The sequence below is a fragment of the Kitasatospora sp. NPDC053308 genome, assembly GCF_055585785.1.
This window is the reverse complement of the sequence record NZ_JBVJJY010000003.1, coordinates 92,266-112,279: the sequence shown is the minus strand read 5'-3', so window position 1 is coordinate 112,279 and position 20,014 is coordinate 92,266. Positions and strand designations below refer to the sequence as shown.

Below are 20,014 nucleotides of genomic sequence, written 5' to 3'. Positions count from 1 at the left end.
GCCCCGACCATGGAGGTCACCGGCGGACCGGGGGTGGGGTTATCCCCCCACCGGATCGGCGGCGATCCCGAGGTAGGCCGCGCGCAGCCGGGCGAGCGCCGGGTGGGCGGGGTCGAGGACGGTGCCGTCGACGGCGGCCAACGGCCGGACCCCGACGCCCGCGTTCACCGCGAAGGCGGCGCGGAATCGGCCCAGGTCGGCGACGGTCAGCGGCTCTCGGGACTGCGGGCCGCGGTGGGCCCCGGACAGCAGGGCCTGGGTGACGCCGGGCAGACTCGGCCCCTCCGGCCAGACCAGCGTGTCTCCGTCGAGGAAGCCGACGTTCCAGGTCGCGCCCTCGGTCACCCGGCCGTCCGGGTCGACCAGCAACACGTCGTCGAAGCCCTCGAGTTGCGCCTGTCGACGGTGGTGGACCAGACCGAACAGGCCGACGTGCTTCACCTCCGGCAGCTCCCGCCGGTACACCGCGGTCCGTACCCGAAGCGGGGCGGGCTCGGCCCCGGCCGCGGGGCGGGTGGTGACCAGAAGGGTGGGCTCGGCGGGAGCGGCGGGGCGCTCCAGGCCGAGCGCCGGGTCGTACACCGTGACCCGGACGATCACCGGGGAGCCGTCGACGGGCAGCACCGCGCGGATCCGCTCGCGCAGCACCGCCCGGTCCAGCTCGGCGGCGAACAGCGCGCGGCAGTCCCGGACCAAGCGGTCCAGGTGCAGTGTCAGACCGCGGATCCGGCCCGCCTCGGCGCGCATCGTGGTGAAGTGCCCGTAGTTGAGCAGCCCCAACGCGGCCAGCCGCGCCGGGTCCGCGGAGGCTCCGTCGATCTCGATCTCAGTCATCCCCGGAGTCTGCCAGCCGCGGCGACGGCGCCGCGGCCCGGACCGGGCCCGGTAGTCCGGCCCGCGCCGGATCCCGCTGCCGCCCCTCCTGCACCGGACTCCGCTCAGGACCTCGCGACGGGCCGTGCCCGGGACCGTGCTCCGGGATGCGCTGCGGGCTGCGCTCCGGATCGTGGTCCGCCCTGCGTTGCGGGTCCTTCGGAGCGGGGACCGGCACCGGACGGTAGGGGGAGGACACCGACCGGCGGGCGGCCCGTTCGAACTCCTCGATCCGGTAGGCCAGGCCCTCCGGCTCCCCGGCGTCGGCCCAGCGCCACGCCTCCGCCCACCACTGCGGGCCGCGCACCATCGGGAAGCCCGCGAGCGCGAGGTGCAGGGCCAGGGTCGAGCGGGCGTACTCGTGCACCCAGCCGTCGGTGCCCCGGTAGTCCGCCGTCTCGTCCAGCCGCAGCCAGCGGCCCTCCCGGCCGGCCGTCAGTATCGGCACCCAGCCGCGCAGCCGGTCGGCGACCAGCAGGAGCAGCCGCCCGTCCTCCTCGCGCACCCGGTAGGCGGGGAGTTGGGGCATCCGCGCGAGCGAGAGCGAGCGCTTCCAGCCGACCACCCACAGGCCCCGGCGCAGGTGGTAGCGGACGGCCGGCTGCCACGTCCAGTGCGCCTCCAGCCGGAACCCGGGCAGGCCCTCGGCGGTGGCCGCCGCGTACACCTCGTCCAGGGCGGCGGCGGCCAGCCCGCGGCCGCGCGCGGCCGGGCAGAGGTAGAGGGAGGAGACGGCGAGCTGGCCGGGGCCCTTGGTCCAGTTGTCCACCGCGACGGTGCCCGCGACCGCGCCGTCGTCGTCCTGGATCCAGTACCGGCGGCGGTACAGCTCCCCGCCGGGCCACTCCCGCCCGCTCTCGCCCAGCCGCTCGCGCCAGCCGCGCTCGGCCGGCGGCGCCAGTCCGTCCGGGTCCACCAGCTCGCCGAGCTCGCCCTCCACCAGGGACGCCAAGTCCCACAGCGCGAACCGCCGTTCGTCCCCTTCGGCGGCCGCGCGCAGCCGCGGACCGACCGCCAGCCGGTCCTGCGCCCGCTCCACCGCCGCATCCCACGACCTCACCACGCCGCCACCCTAGCGGGCCCCACGGACAATCCGTAATTCAGTGGACACCGAACGTGAGATCGGGTACGAATCCATCTGTCCGATCAGCCCGGTTCCCACCGGCTCGTCCCGGAGGGGCCGTTCGGGGAGGGAGATCCCCATACGTGAACTCTTCGTCCGTGCCGTCGCCGGGGCGGCGCGCGCCCTATCGGACGGGCTGGCGCTGCTTCGGGGCCTCGTCCGCCGCACCGGTCGCGGGCCGGGGGCGGGGCCGGGCCAGCGCCACGGCCGCGATCACCAGCGCCCCGCCGGCCAGGGCGTTCCAGCCGACCGGCTCCGCGAGGAACAGCGCGCCGATCGCGGTGGACCACAGCGGCATCACGTAGGTGACGGCCGAGGTCACCGTGGTGCCCGCGGTCCGGACCAGGCCGAGGTTGAGCAGGTACGCCAGGCCGGTGCCGAACACGCCGAACACCACCAGGGCGACGGCGGGGCCGGCTCCGGGCCACTGCGGGGCGCCCGCGGCGAGCGGGGCGATGACGGCCAACTCGGCGGTGGCGCAGCCGATCTGCAGCGCGGAGAGGGTGGTGACCGACTCCGGCCGACCGGACAGGAAGCGCCGCAGGTAGGCGAAGCCCGCGCCGTAGCAGCAGGCGGCGGCCAGGCAGGCGAGGCCTCCGGCGGCCTCGCCGGAGCCGATGCCGCGCCAGACCCCGAGCACGGTGAGCACTCCGACGAACCCCACGGCGAGGCCGGTGAGCCGGCGGGCGCCCGGTCGGCGCTCCTCGGCGACGGTGAGCACCGAGAAGACCAGGGTGAACAGCGGAGTGGTCGCGTTCATCACCCCGGCGAGCACCGAGCTGATCCTGGTCTCGCCGTACGGGAACAGGATGAACGGCACGGTGTTGAGCAGCACCGCGACCACCGCCGAGTGCCCCCACAGCGCGCGGTCGCGCGGCATCCGCTCCCCGCGCAGCACCAGGACGGCGCCCAGCGTGAGCGCGCCGAACAGACACCGCCACAGCGCCACCCAGACCGGGGGCACCCCCGCGTCGACCGCCACCTTGATCAGGGCGAAGCTCGCACCCCAGATCGCCGACAGTGCCGCAAAACCCGGCAGCCAGCGTCGCACCGCAACCACCCCCGTATTCCTCCGGTCTTCCCTGCTGGACAGAGGATGTGCCGCCGCCCGAGCATGAGTCCAACAAGTGGCAGTCCTACGTGGATGAGGAAGTCTCATGACCCCAGGTCACACCCCCCGGGCCGTCCGATGACCACGGAGGTCAACCTGGCGCAGCTCCGGGCCCTGGTCGCGGTCGCGGACACCGGCAGCTTCGGCGCGGCCGCCGACGAACTGGGCATCAGCCAGTCCGCCGTCTCGCACGCCGTCGGCGCGCTGGAACGGGCCCTGGGCGCGCCCGTCCTGATGCGCGGCACGCCGTGCCGGCCGACCCCGCTCGGGCGGGAGGTCCTGCCGCACGCCCGGACGGCCGTCACCTCCGTCGCCGCCGTGCGCACCGTCGCCACCCAGCACACCGGCGGGCTGACCGGCACGGTCCGGCTGGCCGCGCCGACCACCGTCTGCCAGGGGCTGCTGCCCAGCCTGCTGCGGGACTGGAAGGCCGCCTACCCCGAGGTCACCGTCCGGGTCTTCGAGGGCGAGGACGTCGAGCTGGCCACCTGGCTGGAGGCCGGGACGGTCGACGCCGCCGTCCTGGTCGACACCGGGCCGCCGCAGCCCGGGGCGGTCACCCTCGGCGCGGACTCGATGCACGCGCTGCTGCGCCGCGACCACCCGCTCGCCGAACAGGAGACCATCCACGTCGCCGACTTGGCGGACGACGACTTCCTGCTCTCCGAAGGCGGCTGCGAGCGCCACATCCGGGAGGCGTACCGGCGGGCCGGCACCCGCTTCGCACCCCGGCACCGGATCCGCGACCTCAACACCCTGATCGGCATGGTGAACGCGGGCGTCGGGGTCTCGGTGATCCCCGCGCTGGCGGTGACCATGCTCCCGGCCGACTGCGTGCTGATCCCGATCCGGCCCTCCGTCCACCGCACGCTCACCCTCACCGGGCCGGCGGGCCGGCCGTGGTCCCCGGCGGTCAGCGGGCTGCTGGCGGGAGTGGCGGGCTCGGCGAAGGGTGAGGTGGCGGCCCTGGCACCGGTCTGAGCGGAGCATTTCGGCGCCGGGGGCGGGATCGGTGGAACTTTCCGCCGATCCGGGCGGCAGTGGCTGGTCGACGCGGGCGCGCGGCCGGAGGGTGACGGCATTCCGGCCGTACACCCGAGGGAGGACCCGTTGTCCGCACAGCCGCTGCCCCCACCGCCCGCGCAACCACCGACGGCACAGCCAGTGACCGCGCAGCCGGCGATCGCACGGCCGGCGCCCAGGCACCGGCCGGGGCGGCCGCGCCGCCGGTGGGCGCTCGCCGCGCTGCTCACCGCCGAGGCGATGAACCTGCTGGACGCGACGATCGTGCAGGTCGCCGCGCCGCGCATGCGCGCCGACCTCGGCGGACCGGCCGCCGCCGTGCCCTGGCTCACCAGCGCGTACACCCTGCCGTTCGCCGTCCTGCTGCTCACCGGCGGACGGCTCGGCGACCGGGCCGGGCGCCGACGGGTGTTCCGGATCGGGGTGGCCGGCTTCCTGGTGGCTTCGCTCGCCTGCGCCTGCGCGCCCACGCTCGGCGCCCTGCTGGCCTTCCGGGCCGTCCAGGGCGCGGCCGCCGCCGTGATCGTGCCGCAGACCATCGGCCTGATCAAGGCCGTGTTCCGGGGCCCGGAGACGGCCCGCGCACTGGGCGCGATCGGACCGGTGATGGGGCTCGCGGCGGTCGCCGGGCCGGTGCTCGGCGGGGTGCTTACCCACGCCGACCTGTTCGGCTCCTCCTGGCGGGCGGTCTTCCTGGTCAACGTCCCGCTCTCGCTCGCCGTGCTCACCCTCGCCCCGCTGCTCCCCGAGGACCGCGCCCCGCGCCGCCCCGGCCTCGACCCGGCCGGCAGCGCGCTCGCGGCACTCGCCACGGCGCTGGTCGTGCTGCCGCTGCTGGCCACCGGAAGGACGCCCGCGGTGTGGACGGCCATCGGGGTCCTCGTCGCGGTGGCCTTCGTCCTCCATCAGCGGCGCGGCGCCCGGCGCGGCGCCGACACGCTCGTCGAGCCGAGCCTGTTCACTTCCGTACGCTTCCCCGCCGCGCTGCTCGCACTGGCCCTCGCCTTCGCGGCCACCACGGGCCTCGGCGTGGTCGTCGTGCTGCAGCTCCAACTCGCCGGCGGCGCCGACGCCCTGGCCTGCGGCCTGACCCTGCTGCCGATGTCGGCCGGACTCGCGGCCGGCTCCCTGTGGGCGGGATCCTCGCTGGTCCGGCGGTACGGGGCGCGGGTGATGCCCGCCGGAGTGGCCGTCATGGCCGTCGGGCTGGTCGCCGCCGTCGGCGCCTACCGGACGGGCGAGCGGCCGCAGGCGCTGCCGTACGCGCTCGCCGCGGTCGGCCTCGGGCAGGGGCTGTTCACCCCCGCCTTCTTCGCCACCGCCCTGAAGCCGCTGCGACCCCAGGAAATCGGCTCGGCGGCGGGCCTGCTCAACGCCGTGCAACAGCTCGGCTCCACCCTCGGCGTCGCCGTGCTCGGACGGATCTACCTCGCCGCCCCGAGCACCGCCGGGGCACAGCACGCCTGCTGGGCGGCGGCCGGGGTGCTGGCGGCCGTCGCCGTGTCAGGCCGGGTCATGAGCGGCGCTCATGACCCGGCCCCCGGCGCGGCGGAAGCGCACAGCGCGGAAGCAAGCGGTACGGAAGCGACCGGCGTGGAAGCGGACGCGGCAGAATCGGGCGGTGTGTCCGACCCCCGGGAAGCCGCGCATGCTCGATGACTTCGACCGCGCGCTCGTCCACGCCCTGCGCGTCGACGGGCGCGCCCCGTTCAGCCGGATCGCCGCCGTCCTGGGCGTCTCCCCGCAGACGGTCGCGCGCCGCTACCAACGGCTGCGGGCCGAGGCCGGGCTGCGGGTGGTCGGGCTCGCCGACCCGCAGCGGGTCGGGCGGACACAGTGGCTGCTGCGGCTGACCGCCGGACCGCAGACCGCCCAGAACCTCGCCCAGGCCCTGGTCCGACGCTCCGACACCGCCTGGGTGAAACTCTCCTCCGGCGGCACCGAGATCACCGCCATCGTGGACACCGGGCCAGGCCCCGAGGGTCACAGCCTGCTGCTGCGCGACATCCCCCGCAGCGCCGCCGTCACCGATGTCGCCGCCCACTGCCTGCTGCACACCTACCGGGGCGGCCCGTCCGCCTGGCCGGTCAGCACCGAGGCGCTGACCGAGGAGCAGCAGGCCCGGCTCCGCCCCACCGCGACAGGCCTCCCCACCACGGACCTCCCCGCCGTAGACCTCCTCGCCGTGGGCCACCCCCGGCCCGGCCTGGACGAGGCCGACCACACCCTGCTCGGCGCGCTGCACCGCGACGGCCGCACACCCCTCGGCGAGCTCGCCGCCGCCACCGGCCGGACCCCGGCCACCGTCGGCCGCCGGCTCGCCGAACTCCGGGCGGACGGGACGGTGTTCCTCGACGTCGAACTCGACGCCCGGCTGCTGGGCGCGGACATGCAGGCGCTGCTCTGGCTGAGCGTCGCCCCCGTCCACCTCGACCGGGTCGGCCGCGCCCTCGCCACCCACCGCGAACTCGCCTTCGTCGCCGCCACCACCGGCCCCAGCAACCTCGCGGCCCTCGCCCTGTGCACCGACCCGGCGGACCTCCACCGTTACGTGACCCGGCGGTTGGGCGCCGTCCCGGAGATCACCGCCCTGGAGTCCGCCCCCGTCCTGCGCACCCTGAAGGCCGCCGGGCCCGTCCCGGCGCCCCCGGGACTCGCGCGCCGCTGACCGGACCGGGCCCACAGCGGTCCACCGAAAGCCGCCGAAGACCACCACAGGGCCGACGGCGGTCCGGCGCCACAACCGGCCACAACCGGCGCCAGGACCGGCGCCGCTCAGCCCCGCAGCCGGACGCCGTCGAGCACCACGCCCACGACGCTGCGCGTCGGAACGGCGCCCCACGTCCGGGAGTCCGTACTGAACTCCGGATTGTCACCGAGCAGCACCACGTGCCCGCCCGGCACCGTCCCGCCCGCGACGACCGGGCGAACGGACAGCGGGACGGGGTCGCCGGACAGCGCCGCCAGACGCTTCACCAACAGCCTTTCCGGCCGCCGTCGAAGCGGGCCGCCGTCGGCCGCGGCGAGGCCGTCCGGCGCGACCACCACGATCCGGCCGGCGCGCAGCCGGGCCAGGCCGCGGCGCAGCACCAGCACCCGCTGCCCGGGCCGCAGGGCCGGACTCATGCTCGGCCCCGAGACCTCGACCACCGACAGCGCCGCCCGCAGCAGCACGGCGAGGCCCCCCAGGGCCACCAGTCCCGCACCGCCCACCACCGGCAACAACCCCATCTCCCTCACCGATCCCGTCCCGGTCCCCGTTCCGTCCCCGCGCCTGCCCCCTCAACGGACCGACCCACGCCCGCCCTCACGAACCGCCCCGGCTCCGCCCTCACCACCGACGCCCCGCCCTCACGGACCGACCCGGCCCCGCCCTCACCACCGATGCCCCGCCCCGGCCCCGCTCCCGGTGCCCGCCCGGCCCCAGCCCCGGCTCCAGTTCCCCGCCGCCCTGCCGCCTCACGGCCCCGTCCGTCCGGACACCGCCGCGTCCACGACCGCGTCCTGGTAGCCGGAGGCCTGCAGCGTGAAGAGTTCCGCGTACCGGCCGCCGAGGGCCATCAGCTCGTCGTGCGTGCCCTCCTCGACGACCCGGCCGGCGCCGAGGACGACGATCCGGTCGGCGTCCCGGACGGCGCTGAGCCGGTGGGAGATGACCAGGCTGGTGGCACCCCGGCGCAACTCCCGCAGGTTCTCGTGGAGTTCCTGCTCGGCGGCCGCGTCGAGGCCCGCACTGGGTTCGTCCAGGATCATCAGGTCGGCGTCGCCGCGCATGAACGCCCGTGCCACGGCGAGGCGTTGCCACTCCCCGCCGGACAGCGAGTGGCCCCAGCCGGCCTCGGTGACGCCCTCGGGCAGGAAGATCCGGCTGAGCAGGGCCCCGTAGCCGCCGTCCAGCCGCTGGACCCGGTCGTGGATGCCGGCCGCGCGGGCGGCGTCGGCGATCCGGGTCCGGTCGTCGAGGTGGGCGAGTCGGCCGAGGCCGATGTTCTCCCCGGCGGTCAGGTCGTAGCGGCAGTAGTCCTGGAAGACGACGCCGATCCGCTGCCGGTACTCGTCGGGCGGGAACTCGCGGATGTCGACGCCGTCCCACAGCACCCGGCCCCGGTCCGGGTCGTAGAGCCGGCAGAGCAGTTTGACCAGGGTGCTCTTGCCCGCGCCGTTGAGGCCGACCAGGGCGGTGACGGAGTCGGCCCGCAGGGTGAGGTCGACGCCGCGCAGGATCCACGGTGCGTCGGGGTGGTAACGGAACCAGACGTCCTGGAACTCGATGGTGCCGCGCAGCGCGGCGGGCGGGCGCGGGTCGGTGGCGGGGGCGAGGTCGGGCGGGGCCTCGCCGAGCGTGCGGTAGTGGTCGAAGGTGAGCGCGGCCTGGTAGGCGGAGGCGCCGCCGGCCGCGAGCTGTCCGACGCCGGTCTGGATGCCGGCCACCGCGGCGAGGCACACCGAGACCTGGCCGAGGGAGAGTTCGCCGTGCCGGGCGGCCCGCACCGCCCACACCAGGCCGAGCGCGTAGACGGCGACGCCGAGCAGTGAGGCGGGCAGCCGGCGGGCGAGGTTCTGCCGGTCGGTCCGCTCCTCGGCGCCGCAGACCGCCCGCAGTTCGTGCCGGGCGCGTCCGCGCAGGAAGTCCTGCAGGCCGAAGAGCCGGATCTCCTTCACCGCGTCGACGTCGGAGACCAGGCTGCTGTAGAAGGACTGGCGCCGGTTGCGGGACATGGTCGCGCCCAGGACGGCGGCCCGGCGGCGTCCGGCGGCGAGCTGCGCCCGGACCAGGGGCAGCGTCAGCAGCAGGGTGAGCGCGCCGAGCAGCGGGTTGACGACGAAGACCGTGCCGAGGAAGCCGATGACGGTGAGCAGCGCCTGGAGGCTGCCGAAGGCGGCACCGACCAGGATGTCGGGGGCGACGCCGCCGGCCTGCTGGGCGAGGCGGAGTCGGTCCTGGAACTGCGGGTCCTCGAAGGGGCGCAGTCCGGGCAGCCGGTTGACGGCGTCGAACAGCTCCTCCTGCACCCGCAGGCGGATCGCCCGGCTGGAGCGCGCCCGGGTGTACTCGCCGAGCGCGGGGGCCAGGGCCATGCCCAGGCTGGCCGCGACGAGCAGGGCGCACGTCCCGGTGGTGGGACCGTTCGCCGGTCCGGTGAGCGCGTCGAACAGGCGGCTCACCAGCAGGGCGGTGGCGGCGGGCAGCAGACCGGCGACCAGCCCGCAGAGCAGCGAGAGCAGCAGCGTGGTCCGGCCGGCCCGCCAGGCGAGGGCGCACGCGGCGGCCGCCGAGCGCAGCGCCCGCCCGGCTCCGGGGGTCACCGGACCGTGCCCGGAGCCGGCACCGCGCACAGCACCGGAGCCGCGACCACGAACGGGACCGGAGCCCGGGTCGACGCCGGCACCGACGCCGGCACCGATGCCTGGACCGGTGCCGGCATCGACGCCAGGGCCGACGCCAGGACCGACGCCGGAACCGGCCGCACCCCGTGTGCCCCGAGGATGAGCCGTACTCATCGCGCGGCGGTCGGGATGACGAGCTCGCCCGGCACCAGGTGGTGGGTGATCCGGCCGTCGGCGTCGACGGAGACGTAGCTGGGCCAGCGCACGATCCCGAACGCCTCGGCGGTGGAGTCGGTCCCGGCACCGGAGGACTCCACCGACACCCGCGCCACCGGTTCCAGCAGCGTGCGCAGTTCGGCGACCACCGGGCCGCTGCCCTTGACGACGGCGAGGACCCGCTCGCGCCCGCCCGGGTAGCCGGTGACCGCCTTGACGAAGTCGGGTGCCTGCTCCAGGCACGGCCCGCATGTCCCGGAGAAGAAGCCGACCACCGCCGGCGCCCCGGCCAGGTCCGCCCTGGTGACGTCGCCCTCCGCGGTGGGCGCCCGGAATTCCGGCACCGGCGCCCCGTCCGGAATCCGGTTGTCGGGCACCGAGACCCCTGTCCTGATGTTTCCGAATGACGCCGGAGAACCGTGGGATGAACCGTGCGTGTTGATTTTCCGCGCGACCGCGAGCGTCAACACCAGATTGAACAGGGAAAGACAGCCGATAAGGACGACGAAAAACATGGTCATGGCGATTCCGCGCCTCGTTCCTGAATTCTGTCGGGTACCGGGAGGAATGTCCGGCGGATTCCGGGGAAAGGGGGCCCGCCCGGCCGGGTCCGGGCCGCACGGCACGGTTCGGCACGCCGCCGTCCGGCTCGCCGCGGTCCGGCGCGGCACCGTTCGGCGTGCGTTCAGCGCGTCGCCGAGAACAGTTCGACGAGCGTGTCGGTGGCGATGATCAGCGTGCCGGCGAACCCGGCCGCGAGCAGCGCCACGGCCGCCCCGGCCGGCCCCAGCGCGCCGGGACCAGGCGCCGCGCTCGCCACCAGGCCCGCCGTCGAGACGGCGATCAGGGCCAGGTTGCGCCCCACATGAGCCTTGCTCACGGGCACGCCGGAGGCGCCGAAGCAGGAGCAGGAGACGTCGGCGCCCTGCCGCAGGAGCCGGACCAGGACGGCGCTGAACAGCGCGATCAGTCCGCCACTCGCGAAGAAGGCGCAGGTCGCCACGGGCCCGGGCGCCCAGACCAGCAGGGCCAGGGCGGCCTCGACGGCGGGGACGCCGACCACCGCCGCGCCGGTCAGCCGGGGCGGCAGGACGGCCATCACCCGCAACGCGGAGGCGAAGTCGCGGCGCGCGCGGAGCTTGGCGAGGGCGGACGTGGCGAACACCACCGCGATCAGGGCGCGGCAGCCGAGCAACAGGTATGCGGTCATGGATCCCCCCTCCGCCGGTGCCCCCGCCGACGCAGGGCGGGGGCACCGGCGGCCGTCCGTCAGCCGGCCGGTTCGGTCGGCGAACCGTGACGGGTCAGCAGCCGCCGACGATGACGTAGGTGACACAGGACGGCTTGACCGCACAGTTCCAGGAGCAGCACTCCGTGACGTACAGGTTTTCGCCGCTGCAGTGCGTGGTGGTGCCGGCCGGGCAGGCGCAGTACGCGTCCGCGACATTCGCCTTGCGGCCGCCGGAAACCACGCGGTCGACCAGGTTGAGAACCGCCTGAACCATGACTTTCCCCCTTGGGAAGGTGGATTGGAGAGGCTGTGCACTTACTCACGAGATCTCGCGGTTCGAAAAACTAACCGACCTTTCGAGAGCTTGTCTAGACCAACTTCGAAAGCCGTCAACGGATCGGCATCCGGAACACGAGGCTCCTGTTCCCGGCGGTTCACACTCCTCCTCCGCCGGCTCTTGACCCACCCTCCAGAACAGGTCTATACCAGTGGGAGCCTGCGGCAACCACCCGACGCCCCCGGGCAGTTCGGCCTGCCACCGCGCCACCCCCACCTCCGGCGCGAACGGGCACTTCCCCCACCGCCGTTTCCTGGAAGGCCTCCGATGGAACGCGCAACCAGTCCCGTCCCACCCACCCCATCCGCCCCGGCCACCGCGGGCAGCACCTCGCGCCCCGCCCCCGGGCACCGCCGCCGCTCCCACCGGGCCGCCCTCGCCGTGACCGGCGTGCTCGCCCTGGTCGCCGGAGGGCCCGCCGCCCTGGCCGGCACCGGCTCCGCCGCCGCGAACACCGCGGCCACCACGGACAGCGCGGCCACCGCCGCCGGCCTGGGCAGCAACTGGTACGCCTCGGCGCCGTACCTGATGCCCGAGGACAACAGTCCGCCGGACGCCGCCGCCGTGATGGACGCCACCGGCCAGAAGGCCTTCCAACTCGCGTTCATCCTGGCCCAGGGCAACAGTTGCTCCCCCGCCTGGGGCGGCACCTCCTCGATCGACACCGACACCACCATGCCGAACGTCATCCGGACCGTCCGCGGCAAGGGCGGGGACGTCTCGGTCTCGGTCGGCGGGTACGGCGGCACGAAGCTCGGCCAGGTCTGCGGCACCCCGGAGGCGACCGCCGCCGGCTACCAGAAGGTGATCACCGCGTACCAGCTCAAGGCGATCGACTTCGACCTGGAGGAGCCGGAGTACGAGAACACCGCGGCCATCCACAACGAGATCGGCGCCGCGCGGATCCTCCAGCAGAACAACCCGGGCCTGTACGTCTCCATCACCACCGCCGGCACCAACGCGGGCACCGGCTGGTTCGGCACCCAGATGCTCAACGAGGCCAAGTCGCAGGGCTTCACGCCGAACAACTACTCCATCATGCCGTTCGACGGCGGCTTCAACGGCGCGGCGGCCCAGACCGACGCCCTGGTGAAGTTCAACCAGATCCTGCAGACCACCTTCGGCTGGAGCGAGGCCACCGCGTACGCCCACGAGGGCGTGTCGATGATGAACGGCCGCACCGACGCCGCCGAGTACTTCCGCCAGGCCGACTTCCAGACCGTGCTGGACTTCGCCACCGCGCACGGCCTGGCCCGGTACACCTACTGGTCGGTCAACCGGGACCGGCAGTGCCCGGGCCCGGTCGACCCGGGGCTGTCCGGCTCCTGCTCCAGCGTGGCGCAGAACGACTGGGACTTCACCAAGTACACCGTGAAGTTCGCCGGAGCGACCCCGCCCACCACCCCGCCGACCACACCCCCCACGACACCGCCGACCACACCGCCGACGCCGACCAGCCCGGGCACCTGCACCGCCCCGACCTGGAACGCCGGCACCACCTACACCGCCGGCAACAAGGTCTCGTACAACGGGCGCAACTACCACGCCAAGTGGTGGACGCTGAACGAGGTGCCGACCGCCAGCGGCCAGTGGGGCGTCTGGGCAGACGACGGCCCCTGCTGACCGAGCCGAGCGCGACCGGGCCCCGGGGCACGTACCCCGGGGCCCGCCTCACTCCCGCACCGCCTACCCCGAGTCACGACATCACGACGTCACCACACCACGGCTTCACGACGTCACAACGCCGCGACGTCACAACGCCGTGACGCCGTGACCTCACGACGCCGTGACCTGACGACGGCACGGCTCCATGACGCCACGGCTCCATGGCGCCGCGACGTCACTCCGCCGCCGCGAACCGCTCCCGCAGCTCCGCCAGCACCTCCGCCGCCTCCGGCAACCCGGCGGCGTCGCAGCGGGCGATGCCGGCCGACAGCCGGGCCACCGCCGCCCCGGCGCGTCCGAGGTCGCCGCCCTCGATCAGCGCGGCCAGCCGGACGGACTCCGCCCTCGGCGCCTCCGCCCGTTCGCCGCCCCGCTCGTACTCCGCGATCGCCCGTTCGACCTCGGCCAGGGCCTCCTCGTACCGCTCGGCGATGGCCAGGCAGCGCGCCCGCTCGTAGCACGAACCGCCGCGCAGGTACCAGGAGTTGTGGTCCTGGCCGCGTTCCTCGGCGGTCGCGCCGATCCCGTCGGCCTCGGTCAGCAGGGCCAGCGCGTCAGGCAACCCCTCCGCACCCTCGGTCCGCATCGTGATCCGGGCCAATTCACGCAGCGTGGCGGCCATTTGATCGACCTGTGGGGCCTTGTCGTGGGCCGCGCGGGCCCGGGCGAGGGCCGCCTCGGCGGCGTCCCGGCGGCCGGCCTGGGCGAGTGCCAGGGTGGCCTCGCAGGCGACCATGGTGTGGGTCTCCTGGTCCTCCCAGTCGGCCACCAGGTCGGCCAGCCGCAGGTACTCCTCGGCCGCGTCCCGGTACTCCTCCAGTTCGGCCAGGCCCCGGGCGAGGTCCAGCCGGGTCTGCGCGAGCATCCGCACATCCAGCCGGGCCGCCGACGCGTCCAGCAGCACCGACTCCAGGACGGCGACCGCGTCCGTCGCCCGACCGGTGTCGCGCAGCACGTCGGCCAGCTGCAGCCGCACCCGGGCGGCCTCCGCGGCGGCCTCCGCGCCCTTGCGGTCGTAGCGCGCGGCCGCCTCCGACAGCGCGCGGACCGCGCCGCCGAGGTCGCCCGACTGCAGGCAGGAGTGGCCGAGCATCGTGTACGTCGGCGCGTACGGGTAGGAGTCGTCGCCCCAGCGCACGGCCTCGGCCAGCGCCCGGTGGAACACCTCGACGGCCTGGCCCGGCTCGCCGCTCTGCAGCAGCACCTGGCCCAGCAGACCGAGCACCCGCGGGCTGTGCCAGGGCAGCTCAGCCGCGTCCAACTGGGCGAGGACTTCGCGCAGTTCGGCCGCCGCCTCGGCCAGACGGCCCTGCCGGGCCGCGGCGTCGGCGGTGTACTGCCGGGAGGTCGCGGCCCGTCGGGCGGAGCCCAGCTCGACGGCGGTCCGGTGGTAGGCGCCGACCGCCGCCTCGAAGCGCCCGGTGGTCTCGGCGGAGGGCTCGGGCAGCGCCTCGACCAGGTCGTGGTGGGCGGCGTAGGCGCGGGTCTGCAGCACGATCAGGTAGTCGTCGTCGGTCAGCTCGCCCGTCGCCCGCAGCTCCTCGGCCCGGACCAGCGCCGCGTCGAGCGCCCCCCAGTCGGCCGCCTTGCCCGTCCCGCCGCCCGGACCCTCACTGGCACCACCGGCACCACCGGCCTCAGTGATCTCACCGATCTCGCCGGCCTCAGCGGTCCCACCAGCCACCCCGGCATCACCGGTCTCGGCGGTCTCGGCGTCCGGCGCCCCCTCGTCGAGGTCGGCGATCAGCGTACGGGTGCGGACCATCAGCGCCGCCCCCGGCATCCCCGCCGCCTCGAACAGCTCGGCCGCTGCCAGCAGCCGCGCCCTGCCCTCGGCGTGCTCCTCGCGCTGCAGCGCCTCGTGGGCGTGCTGCTCGGCGAGTTCGGCACGCAGCCGCTCGGGGCTGCCGACCGCCGTGCCCTCGGGGTGGACGAAGTCCGGGGCGGCGGCGCGTTCGGCGATCCGCTTCCAGAGCCGGTCGGAGTCCGGGTGCCCGAGCAGCTCCAGCTCGCGGGCCCGGACCACCAGCGCGGTGAAGTCCTCCGGCTCCGCCTCGACCGCCCGGCGCGGCGCCGGCGCGACGGCCGGGGCGGCGCCGGACAGTTCGGGCGCGACGGCGGCGCGCACGCCCAGGGCCAGCGGCTCGGCCAGCAGCGGCTCCACGGCCAGCCGGGCACGCCGGGCGGCGCTGACCGCGTCGGTGCCGTTGCGCGCGTCGAAACGGGCGGCCAGCGCGTCCGCCTCGGTGCGCAGATGGGCGAGCAGGGTGTCCACCGTCCAGGTGGTGCCGGTCGGGCCGCTGACCGCGAGTTCGCCGTGGCCGGCCCGGGCCAGCCCGGCGATCAGCACCTCGACGCCGGTCAGGAAGTCCAGCCGGCTGCGGGCCTCGCCGGTGACCGCGAACAGGTCGCGGTTCTCGGCGAGGAGTTCCAGACCGCGCGGCTCGTTGCCGGACAGGGCGCAGAACTCGATGTGCCGGGCGACGGAGCTCAGCATCGAGGACTTGCCGCGCGCGAAGCGGTAGCCGGTCAGGTGTCCGGAGCGGGCCTCGTCCAGCCGGCCCTGGCGCAGCAGGGGCAGCAGGGCGACGGAGTGGCTGAGGTAGGGCTCCAGCTCACAGGTGCTGCGGCCGCTCAGCACCGGGGCCAGCACCTCCAGCGCCCGGGCGTCGTCGCCGAGGCCGAGGAAGTGCCGGGCGCGGGCCCGGGTCTCGCAGGCGTGGCAGTCGCTCATCTCGGAGCGCGGGCGGCCCGCCCACAGCTCGTAGGCGTCCTGGACCCCGATGCCGGTGAGGTCGGCCAGGTGGTAGCGCTCGGCGTAGTACGGCTGGAGGCCGAAGCCGGCCGCGCGGTAGCGGTCGCGCAGCTCGGTGAGCCAGCGTTCGACGGCGGTCAGCGGCACGTCCGGGTTGTCGCGCAGCGAGGCGGCCACCCACTTGAAGCGCCAGAACACCTGGTGGCGGGCCCAGTCGCCGAAGCCGTCCGGGTCCTGGTCCCAGAGCTTGAGCAGCCGGGCGAAGACGACCGGGTTCTTGTTGCTCTCGCCGTCGTACTCGTAGGCCTCCATCAGCTCCAGGAGGGCCATCGAGCGGACCCTCGTCTCCTCGAACTGCTCGGCGGCGTCGACGAGTTCCTCGGCGGTGACGGTCCGGGTGCGGCCGTACGGACGGGAGTCGTTCTCGTGCAGCGCGGCCATCACCGCGTCGGGGGTGTCCAGCACCGTCAGACCTCCTTCGCATCGTCCGAGCCGTCACGACCCGTGCCGTCACGACCGTCACGACCCGACCCGCCCTGACCGGAACCGTCACGACCGGAGCCGTCCCGACCGGAGCCGTCGCGACCCGAGCCGCCGCCCGCCCCGCCCGCCTCGTGGCCGAGCATCGCGTGGTCCAGCAGGCTGATGAACGACCGGTTGAGCAGCGCGGACTCGCTGGCCTTGAGCGGGCGGCGGGTCATCAGCACGGCCTGCCCGTACAGCGCCTCGACGGCGGTGACGGCCAGCTCGCGGTCGGCCACCGTCGCGGCGCGGCGCACCAGCGGGTTGAGGTGGTTGAGCACCAGCTGGGCGCGGGGCACCTCGGCGCGCAGCGAGCCGAGGATGTCCGCCCACAACCCGTCGGCCTCGTCGGCGAGTTGGGCGCGGGTGCGCTCGTGCCTGGCCTCCCGGTTGTCGAGCAGCAGGGCGGGCGCGCTGGTGGGGTGGAAGCTGCGCAGGGCGACGTCGCAGTCGAACCGGCCGACCACCTCACGGGCGATCGCCAGGAAGGCGTTCGCGGCCAGCTCGGCCGCCGGGTCGACGGTGTCCAGGTGTGCGGTGACGGTGCCCGGGTCGAGGTCGGAGACCGAGACGCCGGGGCGGATCTCGGGCAGTCGGTGCACCAGGTCGCGGTCGTAGGTGTAGCCGCCGTTGACCACGCCGAGGCCGGCCGCCCCGGCGATCGGCGCGACCTGGCGGAACTCCTCGACCGTACGGGTCACCAGCACCACCGGGTGGCTGCGGGCGAACTCGTCGAGGGTGACGTTGCCGTCGGTGGTCTCGAACGGCAGCCAGGGCAGCATCATCCGCAGCAACTCGTCGTCGTAGCGGGCGAGTTCCTTGACCGCCAGGTGGTGGACGGAGAGGAAGCGGTGCAGCAGCGCCGGGTCGCTCGCGGACAGGCCGGTCAGCCAGTCGCGGATCCGGGCGCCAAGGGCGTCGCGGACGGCGGCCAGCGTCTCGTCGGCGTACAGGCCCTCGCGGGAGGCGGTCGGGCGCAGGCCGTCGGTGTCGACGACGCAGCGGACGAAGAACGCCCAGTCCGGCAGCAGTTCGTCGGCCTGGTCGGAGAGCAGCATGCCCTTGAGGTGCACCCGGTGGCCGTGGCGGCGCGAGGGCGGGGCCGCGTCCGGCAGCACGTACGCGACGCCGCGCAGGCCGACCAGCGGGAGGTCCAGCTCGATGGTGTCGAGCGGGGTGAAGTCGAAGGCGGAGCGGCAGTACTCGGCGAGCGCGTCGCGCCTCGCCAGTGGCGAGGCGTGCCGCTCGGCCCACGGCGGGGTGCGGTTGACCCGGTGCTCGGTGCCACCCGCGTCGATCACGGTGACGTCGTGGCGCAGCAGGCTGCCGAAGTCCCGGGCGAGGGTGAGCACCCGGCCGGGGCGGGTCCACTCGGCGGCGTCGGCGCGCGGGGCGAGGGTGACGGTGGTGCCCGGCTCTGGGTTGGCCTCGGCGGGCAGGGTGCGGATCGTGTAGCTGCCGTCCGAGCTGCCGCGCCACTCGATGACCGGGGCGTCCGGGGTGGCGGCGGAGCGGGTGACCACGGTGATCTCGTCGGCGACCACGAAGCAGGCGAGCAGGCCGATGCCGAACTGGCCGATGAAGTCGCCGCGGGCCGCGGCCAGCCCGGCGCCGTCCAGTCGGCCGTCGGCGTCGCGCTTGGAGCTGCGGCCGATGGTGGCGAGGAAGGTGTGGACGTCCTTCTCGGTCAGGCCGACGCCGGTGTCGGTGACGGACAGCTCGTCGTCGGCGCGGACGGTGATCCGGGCCGGCGCGTCGGGGTCGAGGGCGCGGCGGGCGGAGATCGCGTCCACCGCGTTCTGCAGCAGCTCGCGCAGGTAGACCCGCGGGCTGGAGTAGAGGTGGTGGGAGAGCAGGTCCACCAGGCCGCGCAGGTCCACCTGGAAGGTGTGCGCGCTCGTCGGGTTGTCGGTCGGGGACACCGGAGGCTCTTTCGATCGCGGGACGGGTTGGTTCGACGGGGCGCGGCGCGGCGCCGCACCGGGGACGGCTCGGCGTCAGTACGCGGGCGGCACGGCGGGCACGGCTGCCACCGCGGACACGGCGCGCGTCACGACGCGGCACGCATCGCGGACACGGCGCGGGTCACGACGCGGCGCAGCGGTCACGGACACGGCGCGCGTCATGACGCGGCGCAGCGGTCGCGGTGGGCACGGAAGGCCTTGACCGGGTCCCCCGCGAGGTAGTGCCAGGGCGACTCGGTGACGATCCCGTCCAGCGCGTCGAACAGCAGGCGGGCGGTCTTGCGCTGGTCGGCGAGCGAGAAGGCCATCGCGAAGGTGTTGAAGGCGCCCTGCCAGCCGCGCGCCGGGACGAAGTCCGGGTGCAGCACGGAACGGAAGGCGGCCTCCTGCAGTTCGGCCAGGACGGTCGGGCTGGTCAGGTAGGCGTGGTCCTCGCCGTCCGGGAGGTCCAGCCAGTGCTCCAGGTGCGCGACCGCCACCAGCTCGCCGAGGTGGCTGCCCTCGGGCTCGGCCAGCATCGCCGTGCGGGCGAAGTCGTGCATCTCCTCGTGCGAGCCGCCCCACTTGGCGCACAGCTGCTGCAGCCGCTGCCGGTGCGTGCCCGGGTGCCCGGGGGCGCGACGGACGGCGGCCTCGAAGCGGCAGTCGGCGATCTCCCGGCCGAGCGAGGCGCCGCGGGCGCTGATCTGCAGGAAGTACCAGGGGGCGAGCCAGGACGGTTCGCGCTCGGCCACCTCCAGCAGCTGTTCCTCGGCTGTCTCCAGTCGCCGGTGGAACAGCTTCCACTGCTCCTCGCCGACGTGCTTGGCCCGGGCGCCGGTGCGCGCCTCCCAGGCCCAGGTGACGTGCCGGGCGCCGGACAGCAGCAGCGCCACCGTGTCGTCGGGGGCCTCGGCGAGGACCCGGGCCGTCCACTCCTCGGCTCCGGGCACGTCGGCTATCGCCCCGGCGAGGTGGGTCAGTTCGGCGCCGTCCTCGACGGCGGCCAGGGCGGGGCGCAGCGCTGCCCAGTCGCCGGCCGCGGCCTGTCCGAGCAGCAGGCGTACGGTCTCGTCCCCGAGGGCCGGGTCGAGCCGCGGCTCGGCACCGCGGGCCGCTCCGTACGCCGCGGACGCCCCGGACGACGCGGACGACCCGGACGACCGCCGGCCGAACCCGAACCCGAACCCGCGCCGGCCCGCCCGGTCCTGCGCGCCCTCCCCGCCTGAGCGGCGTCGGAACAGCGGCATGTGTCGGCCCCCTCGAACGTCATCGGCATCTTTCGCATGGCCGTACCACGGCCACCCGAGATGAGTACATATCACGCCCGACTGACATCCGTTTGCCCAGCCCAGCGCCCTGCCCGGTCCGCGACGCGGGGACACCGGCACGGCGAGGCGCCGGGGTGACATCTTGCTGCATGACAACGATCTGCCACCGCCCGCGGGGCCGCGCGGGCCGAGGATCCGTCAGTCTGGGAACCGTGCACGCCATCCGCCTCCACCTGCGCGCTCCCGACGATGTCCGGACCGCGCACCAGCCGACCAGGCCGTCCCGACCGGTCCCGCCGGTTCCGCCGGCCCAACCGGCCCCCGAGGCCGTACGGGACGGGCTGGAGCGCGGACTGCGCGGCCCGGTCCGGCTCGAACACGCCCGGATCCTGGTCGGCCCCGGCACCGTGGACGCGGTGGTCTTCGCCCTCGCCGACCACCTGTTCACCGCCGAAGCCGCCCTGGCCGACGCCTGCGCCGGGCTGACCGGCGCGGACGGCCCGCTGCCCGGGTGGCGGGTGACCCACTGCGCGGTGGACGGCTGGTTCGCGCCCGGCCTCGGGGAGCCGAACCGCAACTGACCGACGGCGGCGGCCACCCCGCCGCCAAGCACCCC

Annotated in this window: 16 protein-coding genes; 5 read left to right on the top strand and 11 right to left on the bottom strand. The window is 75.0% G+C overall.

Annotated features, from left to right (window positions below; all coding sequences use genetic code 11):
- Positions 1-39: 39 nt before the first annotated feature.
- From ACZ6Y7_RS08535 to ACZ6Y7_RS08525, 3 genes are all read right to left on the bottom strand, one after another.
- Positions 40-834: an aminotransferase class IV family protein gene (locus ACZ6Y7_RS08535; RefSeq protein ID WP_465757102.1), complete on the bottom strand. Its 795-nt coding sequence runs from the start codon at positions 832-834 to the stop codon at positions 40-42.
- Positions 827-1,936 carry a GNAT family N-acetyltransferase gene (locus tag ACZ6Y7_RS08530; RefSeq protein WP_465757101.1) on the bottom strand — a complete coding sequence of 370 codons (1,110 nt, stop codon included), beginning with the start codon at positions 1,934-1,936 and terminating at the stop codon, positions 827-829. The genes ACZ6Y7_RS08535 and ACZ6Y7_RS08530 overlap by 8 nt, the downstream gene beginning before the upstream one ends.
- A gap of 184 nt (positions 1,937-2,120) precedes the next feature.
- The gene (locus ACZ6Y7_RS08525) at positions 2,121-3,056 is read right to left on the bottom strand and encodes a DMT family transporter (protein ID WP_465757100.1); all 936 of its coding nucleotides are present in this window, start codon (positions 3,054-3,056) and stop codon (positions 2,121-2,123) included.
- A 129-nt stretch (positions 3,057-3,185) separates the two neighbouring features.
- Here ACZ6Y7_RS08525 and ACZ6Y7_RS08520 point away from each other — a divergent pair, with 129 nt between their 5' ends.
- The 3 genes from ACZ6Y7_RS08520 to ACZ6Y7_RS08510 all read left to right on the top strand — a co-directional run bounded on the left by ACZ6Y7_RS08520 (position 3,186) and on the right by ACZ6Y7_RS08510 (position 6,798).
- The gene (locus tag ACZ6Y7_RS08520) at positions 3,186-4,088 is read left to right on the top strand and encodes a LysR family transcriptional regulator (RefSeq protein ID WP_465757099.1); all 903 of its coding nucleotides are present in this window, start codon (positions 3,186-3,188) and stop codon (positions 4,086-4,088) included.
- Between the two features lie 183 nt (positions 4,089-4,271).
- On the top strand, positions 4,272-5,789 hold the full coding sequence (locus ACZ6Y7_RS08515) for an MFS transporter (protein ID WP_465757098.1): 1,518 nt from the start codon (positions 4,272-4,274) through the stop codon (positions 5,787-5,789).
- Complete coding sequence (locus ACZ6Y7_RS08510) at positions 5,779-6,798, top strand: Lrp/AsnC family transcriptional regulator (protein WP_465757097.1); 1,020 nt, start codon at positions 5,779-5,781, stop codon at positions 6,796-6,798. The genes ACZ6Y7_RS08515 and ACZ6Y7_RS08510 overlap by 11 nt, the downstream gene beginning before the upstream one ends.
- 107 nt (positions 6,799-6,905) lie before the next feature.
- Here the strand turns inward: ACZ6Y7_RS08510 and ACZ6Y7_RS08505 are convergent, their stop codons facing one another.
- The 5 genes from ACZ6Y7_RS08505 to ACZ6Y7_RS08485 form a co-directional block, all read right to left on the bottom strand.
- Positions 6,906-7,361: a S26 family signal peptidase gene (locus ACZ6Y7_RS08505; protein ID WP_465757096.1), complete on the bottom strand. Its 456-nt coding sequence runs from the start codon at positions 7,359-7,361 to the stop codon at positions 6,906-6,908.
- Between the two features lie 228 nt (positions 7,362-7,589).
- Positions 7,590-9,437, bottom strand: a complete 1,848-nt coding sequence (locus ACZ6Y7_RS08500) for an ABC transporter ATP-binding protein (protein ID WP_465757095.1) — start codon at positions 9,435-9,437, stop codon at positions 7,590-7,592.
- Between the two features lie 191 nt (positions 9,438-9,628).
- Positions 9,629-10,051 (bottom strand): TlpA family protein disulfide reductase, encoded by a 423-nt coding sequence (locus ACZ6Y7_RS08495; RefSeq protein ID WP_465757094.1) that lies wholly within the window; start codon positions 10,049-10,051, stop codon positions 9,629-9,631.
- A gap of 308 nt (positions 10,052-10,359) precedes the next feature.
- Positions 10,360-10,884: a MauE/DoxX family redox-associated membrane protein gene (locus ACZ6Y7_RS08490; protein WP_465757093.1), complete on the bottom strand. Its 525-nt coding sequence runs from the start codon at positions 10,882-10,884 to the stop codon at positions 10,360-10,362.
- A gap of 94 nt (positions 10,885-10,978) precedes the next feature.
- The gene (locus ACZ6Y7_RS08485) at positions 10,979-11,179 is read right to left on the bottom strand and encodes a hypothetical protein (protein WP_402209441.1); all 201 of its coding nucleotides are present in this window, start codon (positions 11,177-11,179) and stop codon (positions 10,979-10,981) included.
- Between the two features lie 330 nt (positions 11,180-11,509).
- Here ACZ6Y7_RS08485 and ACZ6Y7_RS08480 point away from each other — a divergent pair, with 330 nt between their 5' ends.
- Positions 11,510-12,865: a carbohydrate-binding protein gene (locus ACZ6Y7_RS08480; protein WP_465757092.1), complete on the top strand. Its 1,356-nt coding sequence runs from the start codon at positions 11,510-11,512 to the stop codon at positions 12,863-12,865.
- A 217-nt stretch (positions 12,866-13,082) separates the two neighbouring features.
- On the opposite strand, the gene ACZ6Y7_RS08475 is transcribed toward ACZ6Y7_RS08480, so the two are convergent.
- The 3 genes from ACZ6Y7_RS08475 to ACZ6Y7_RS08465 all read right to left on the bottom strand — a co-directional run bounded on the left by ACZ6Y7_RS08475 (position 13,083) and on the right by ACZ6Y7_RS08465 (position 19,377).
- A complete protein-coding gene (locus ACZ6Y7_RS08475; protein WP_465757091.1) occupies positions 13,083-16,127 on the bottom strand; it encodes a hypothetical protein in 3,045 nt (1,014 codons plus the stop codon).
- A gap of 2 nt (positions 16,128-16,129) precedes the next feature.
- Complete coding sequence (locus tag ACZ6Y7_RS08470) at positions 16,130-18,106, bottom strand: HSP90 family protein (RefSeq protein WP_465757090.1); 1,977 nt, start codon at positions 18,104-18,106, stop codon at positions 16,130-16,132.
- A 200-nt stretch (positions 18,107-18,306) separates the two neighbouring features.
- Positions 18,307-19,377 carry a hypothetical protein gene (locus tag ACZ6Y7_RS08465; RefSeq protein WP_465757089.1) on the bottom strand — a complete coding sequence of 357 codons (1,071 nt, stop codon included), beginning with the start codon at positions 19,375-19,377 and terminating at the stop codon, positions 18,307-18,309.
- Between the two features lie 233 nt (positions 19,378-19,610).
- On the opposite strand from ACZ6Y7_RS08465, the gene ACZ6Y7_RS08460 reads away from it, so the two are divergent.
- A complete protein-coding gene (locus ACZ6Y7_RS08460) occupies positions 19,611-19,979 on the top strand; it encodes a hypothetical protein (RefSeq protein ID WP_465757088.1) in 369 nt (122 codons plus the stop codon).
- The last annotated feature ends 35 nt before the right edge of the window (positions 19,980-20,014 follow it).

Coding starts and splice junctions, on each gene's coding strand:
- ACZ6Y7_RS08535 (WP_465757102.1), bottom strand. CDS start 834: ATGACTGAGATCGAGATCGACGGAGCCTCCGCGGACCCGGCGCGGCTG.
- ACZ6Y7_RS08520 (WP_465757099.1), top strand. CDS start 3,186: ATGACCACGGAGGTCAACCTGGCGCAGCTCCGGGCCCTGGTCGCGGTC.
- ACZ6Y7_RS08510 (WP_465757097.1), top strand. CDS start 5,779: ATGCTCGATGACTTCGACCGCGCGCTCGTCCACGCCCTGCGCGTCGAC.
- ACZ6Y7_RS08505 (WP_465757096.1), bottom strand. CDS start 7,361: ATGGGGTTGTTGCCGGTGGTGGGCGGTGCGGGACTGGTGGCCCTGGGG.
- ACZ6Y7_RS08490 (WP_465757093.1), bottom strand. CDS start 10,884: ATGACCGCATACCTGTTGCTCGGCTGCCGCGCCCTGATCGCGGTGGTG.
- ACZ6Y7_RS08485 (WP_402209441.1), bottom strand. CDS start 11,179: ATGGTTCAGGCGGTTCTCAACCTGGTCGACCGCGTGGTTTCCGGCGGC.
- ACZ6Y7_RS08480 (WP_465757092.1), top strand. CDS start 11,510: ATGGAACGCGCAACCAGTCCCGTCCCACCCACCCCATCCGCCCCGGCC.
- ACZ6Y7_RS08465 (WP_465757089.1), bottom strand. CDS start 19,377: ATGCCGCTGTTCCGACGCCGCTCAGGCGGGGAGGGCGCGCAGGACCGG.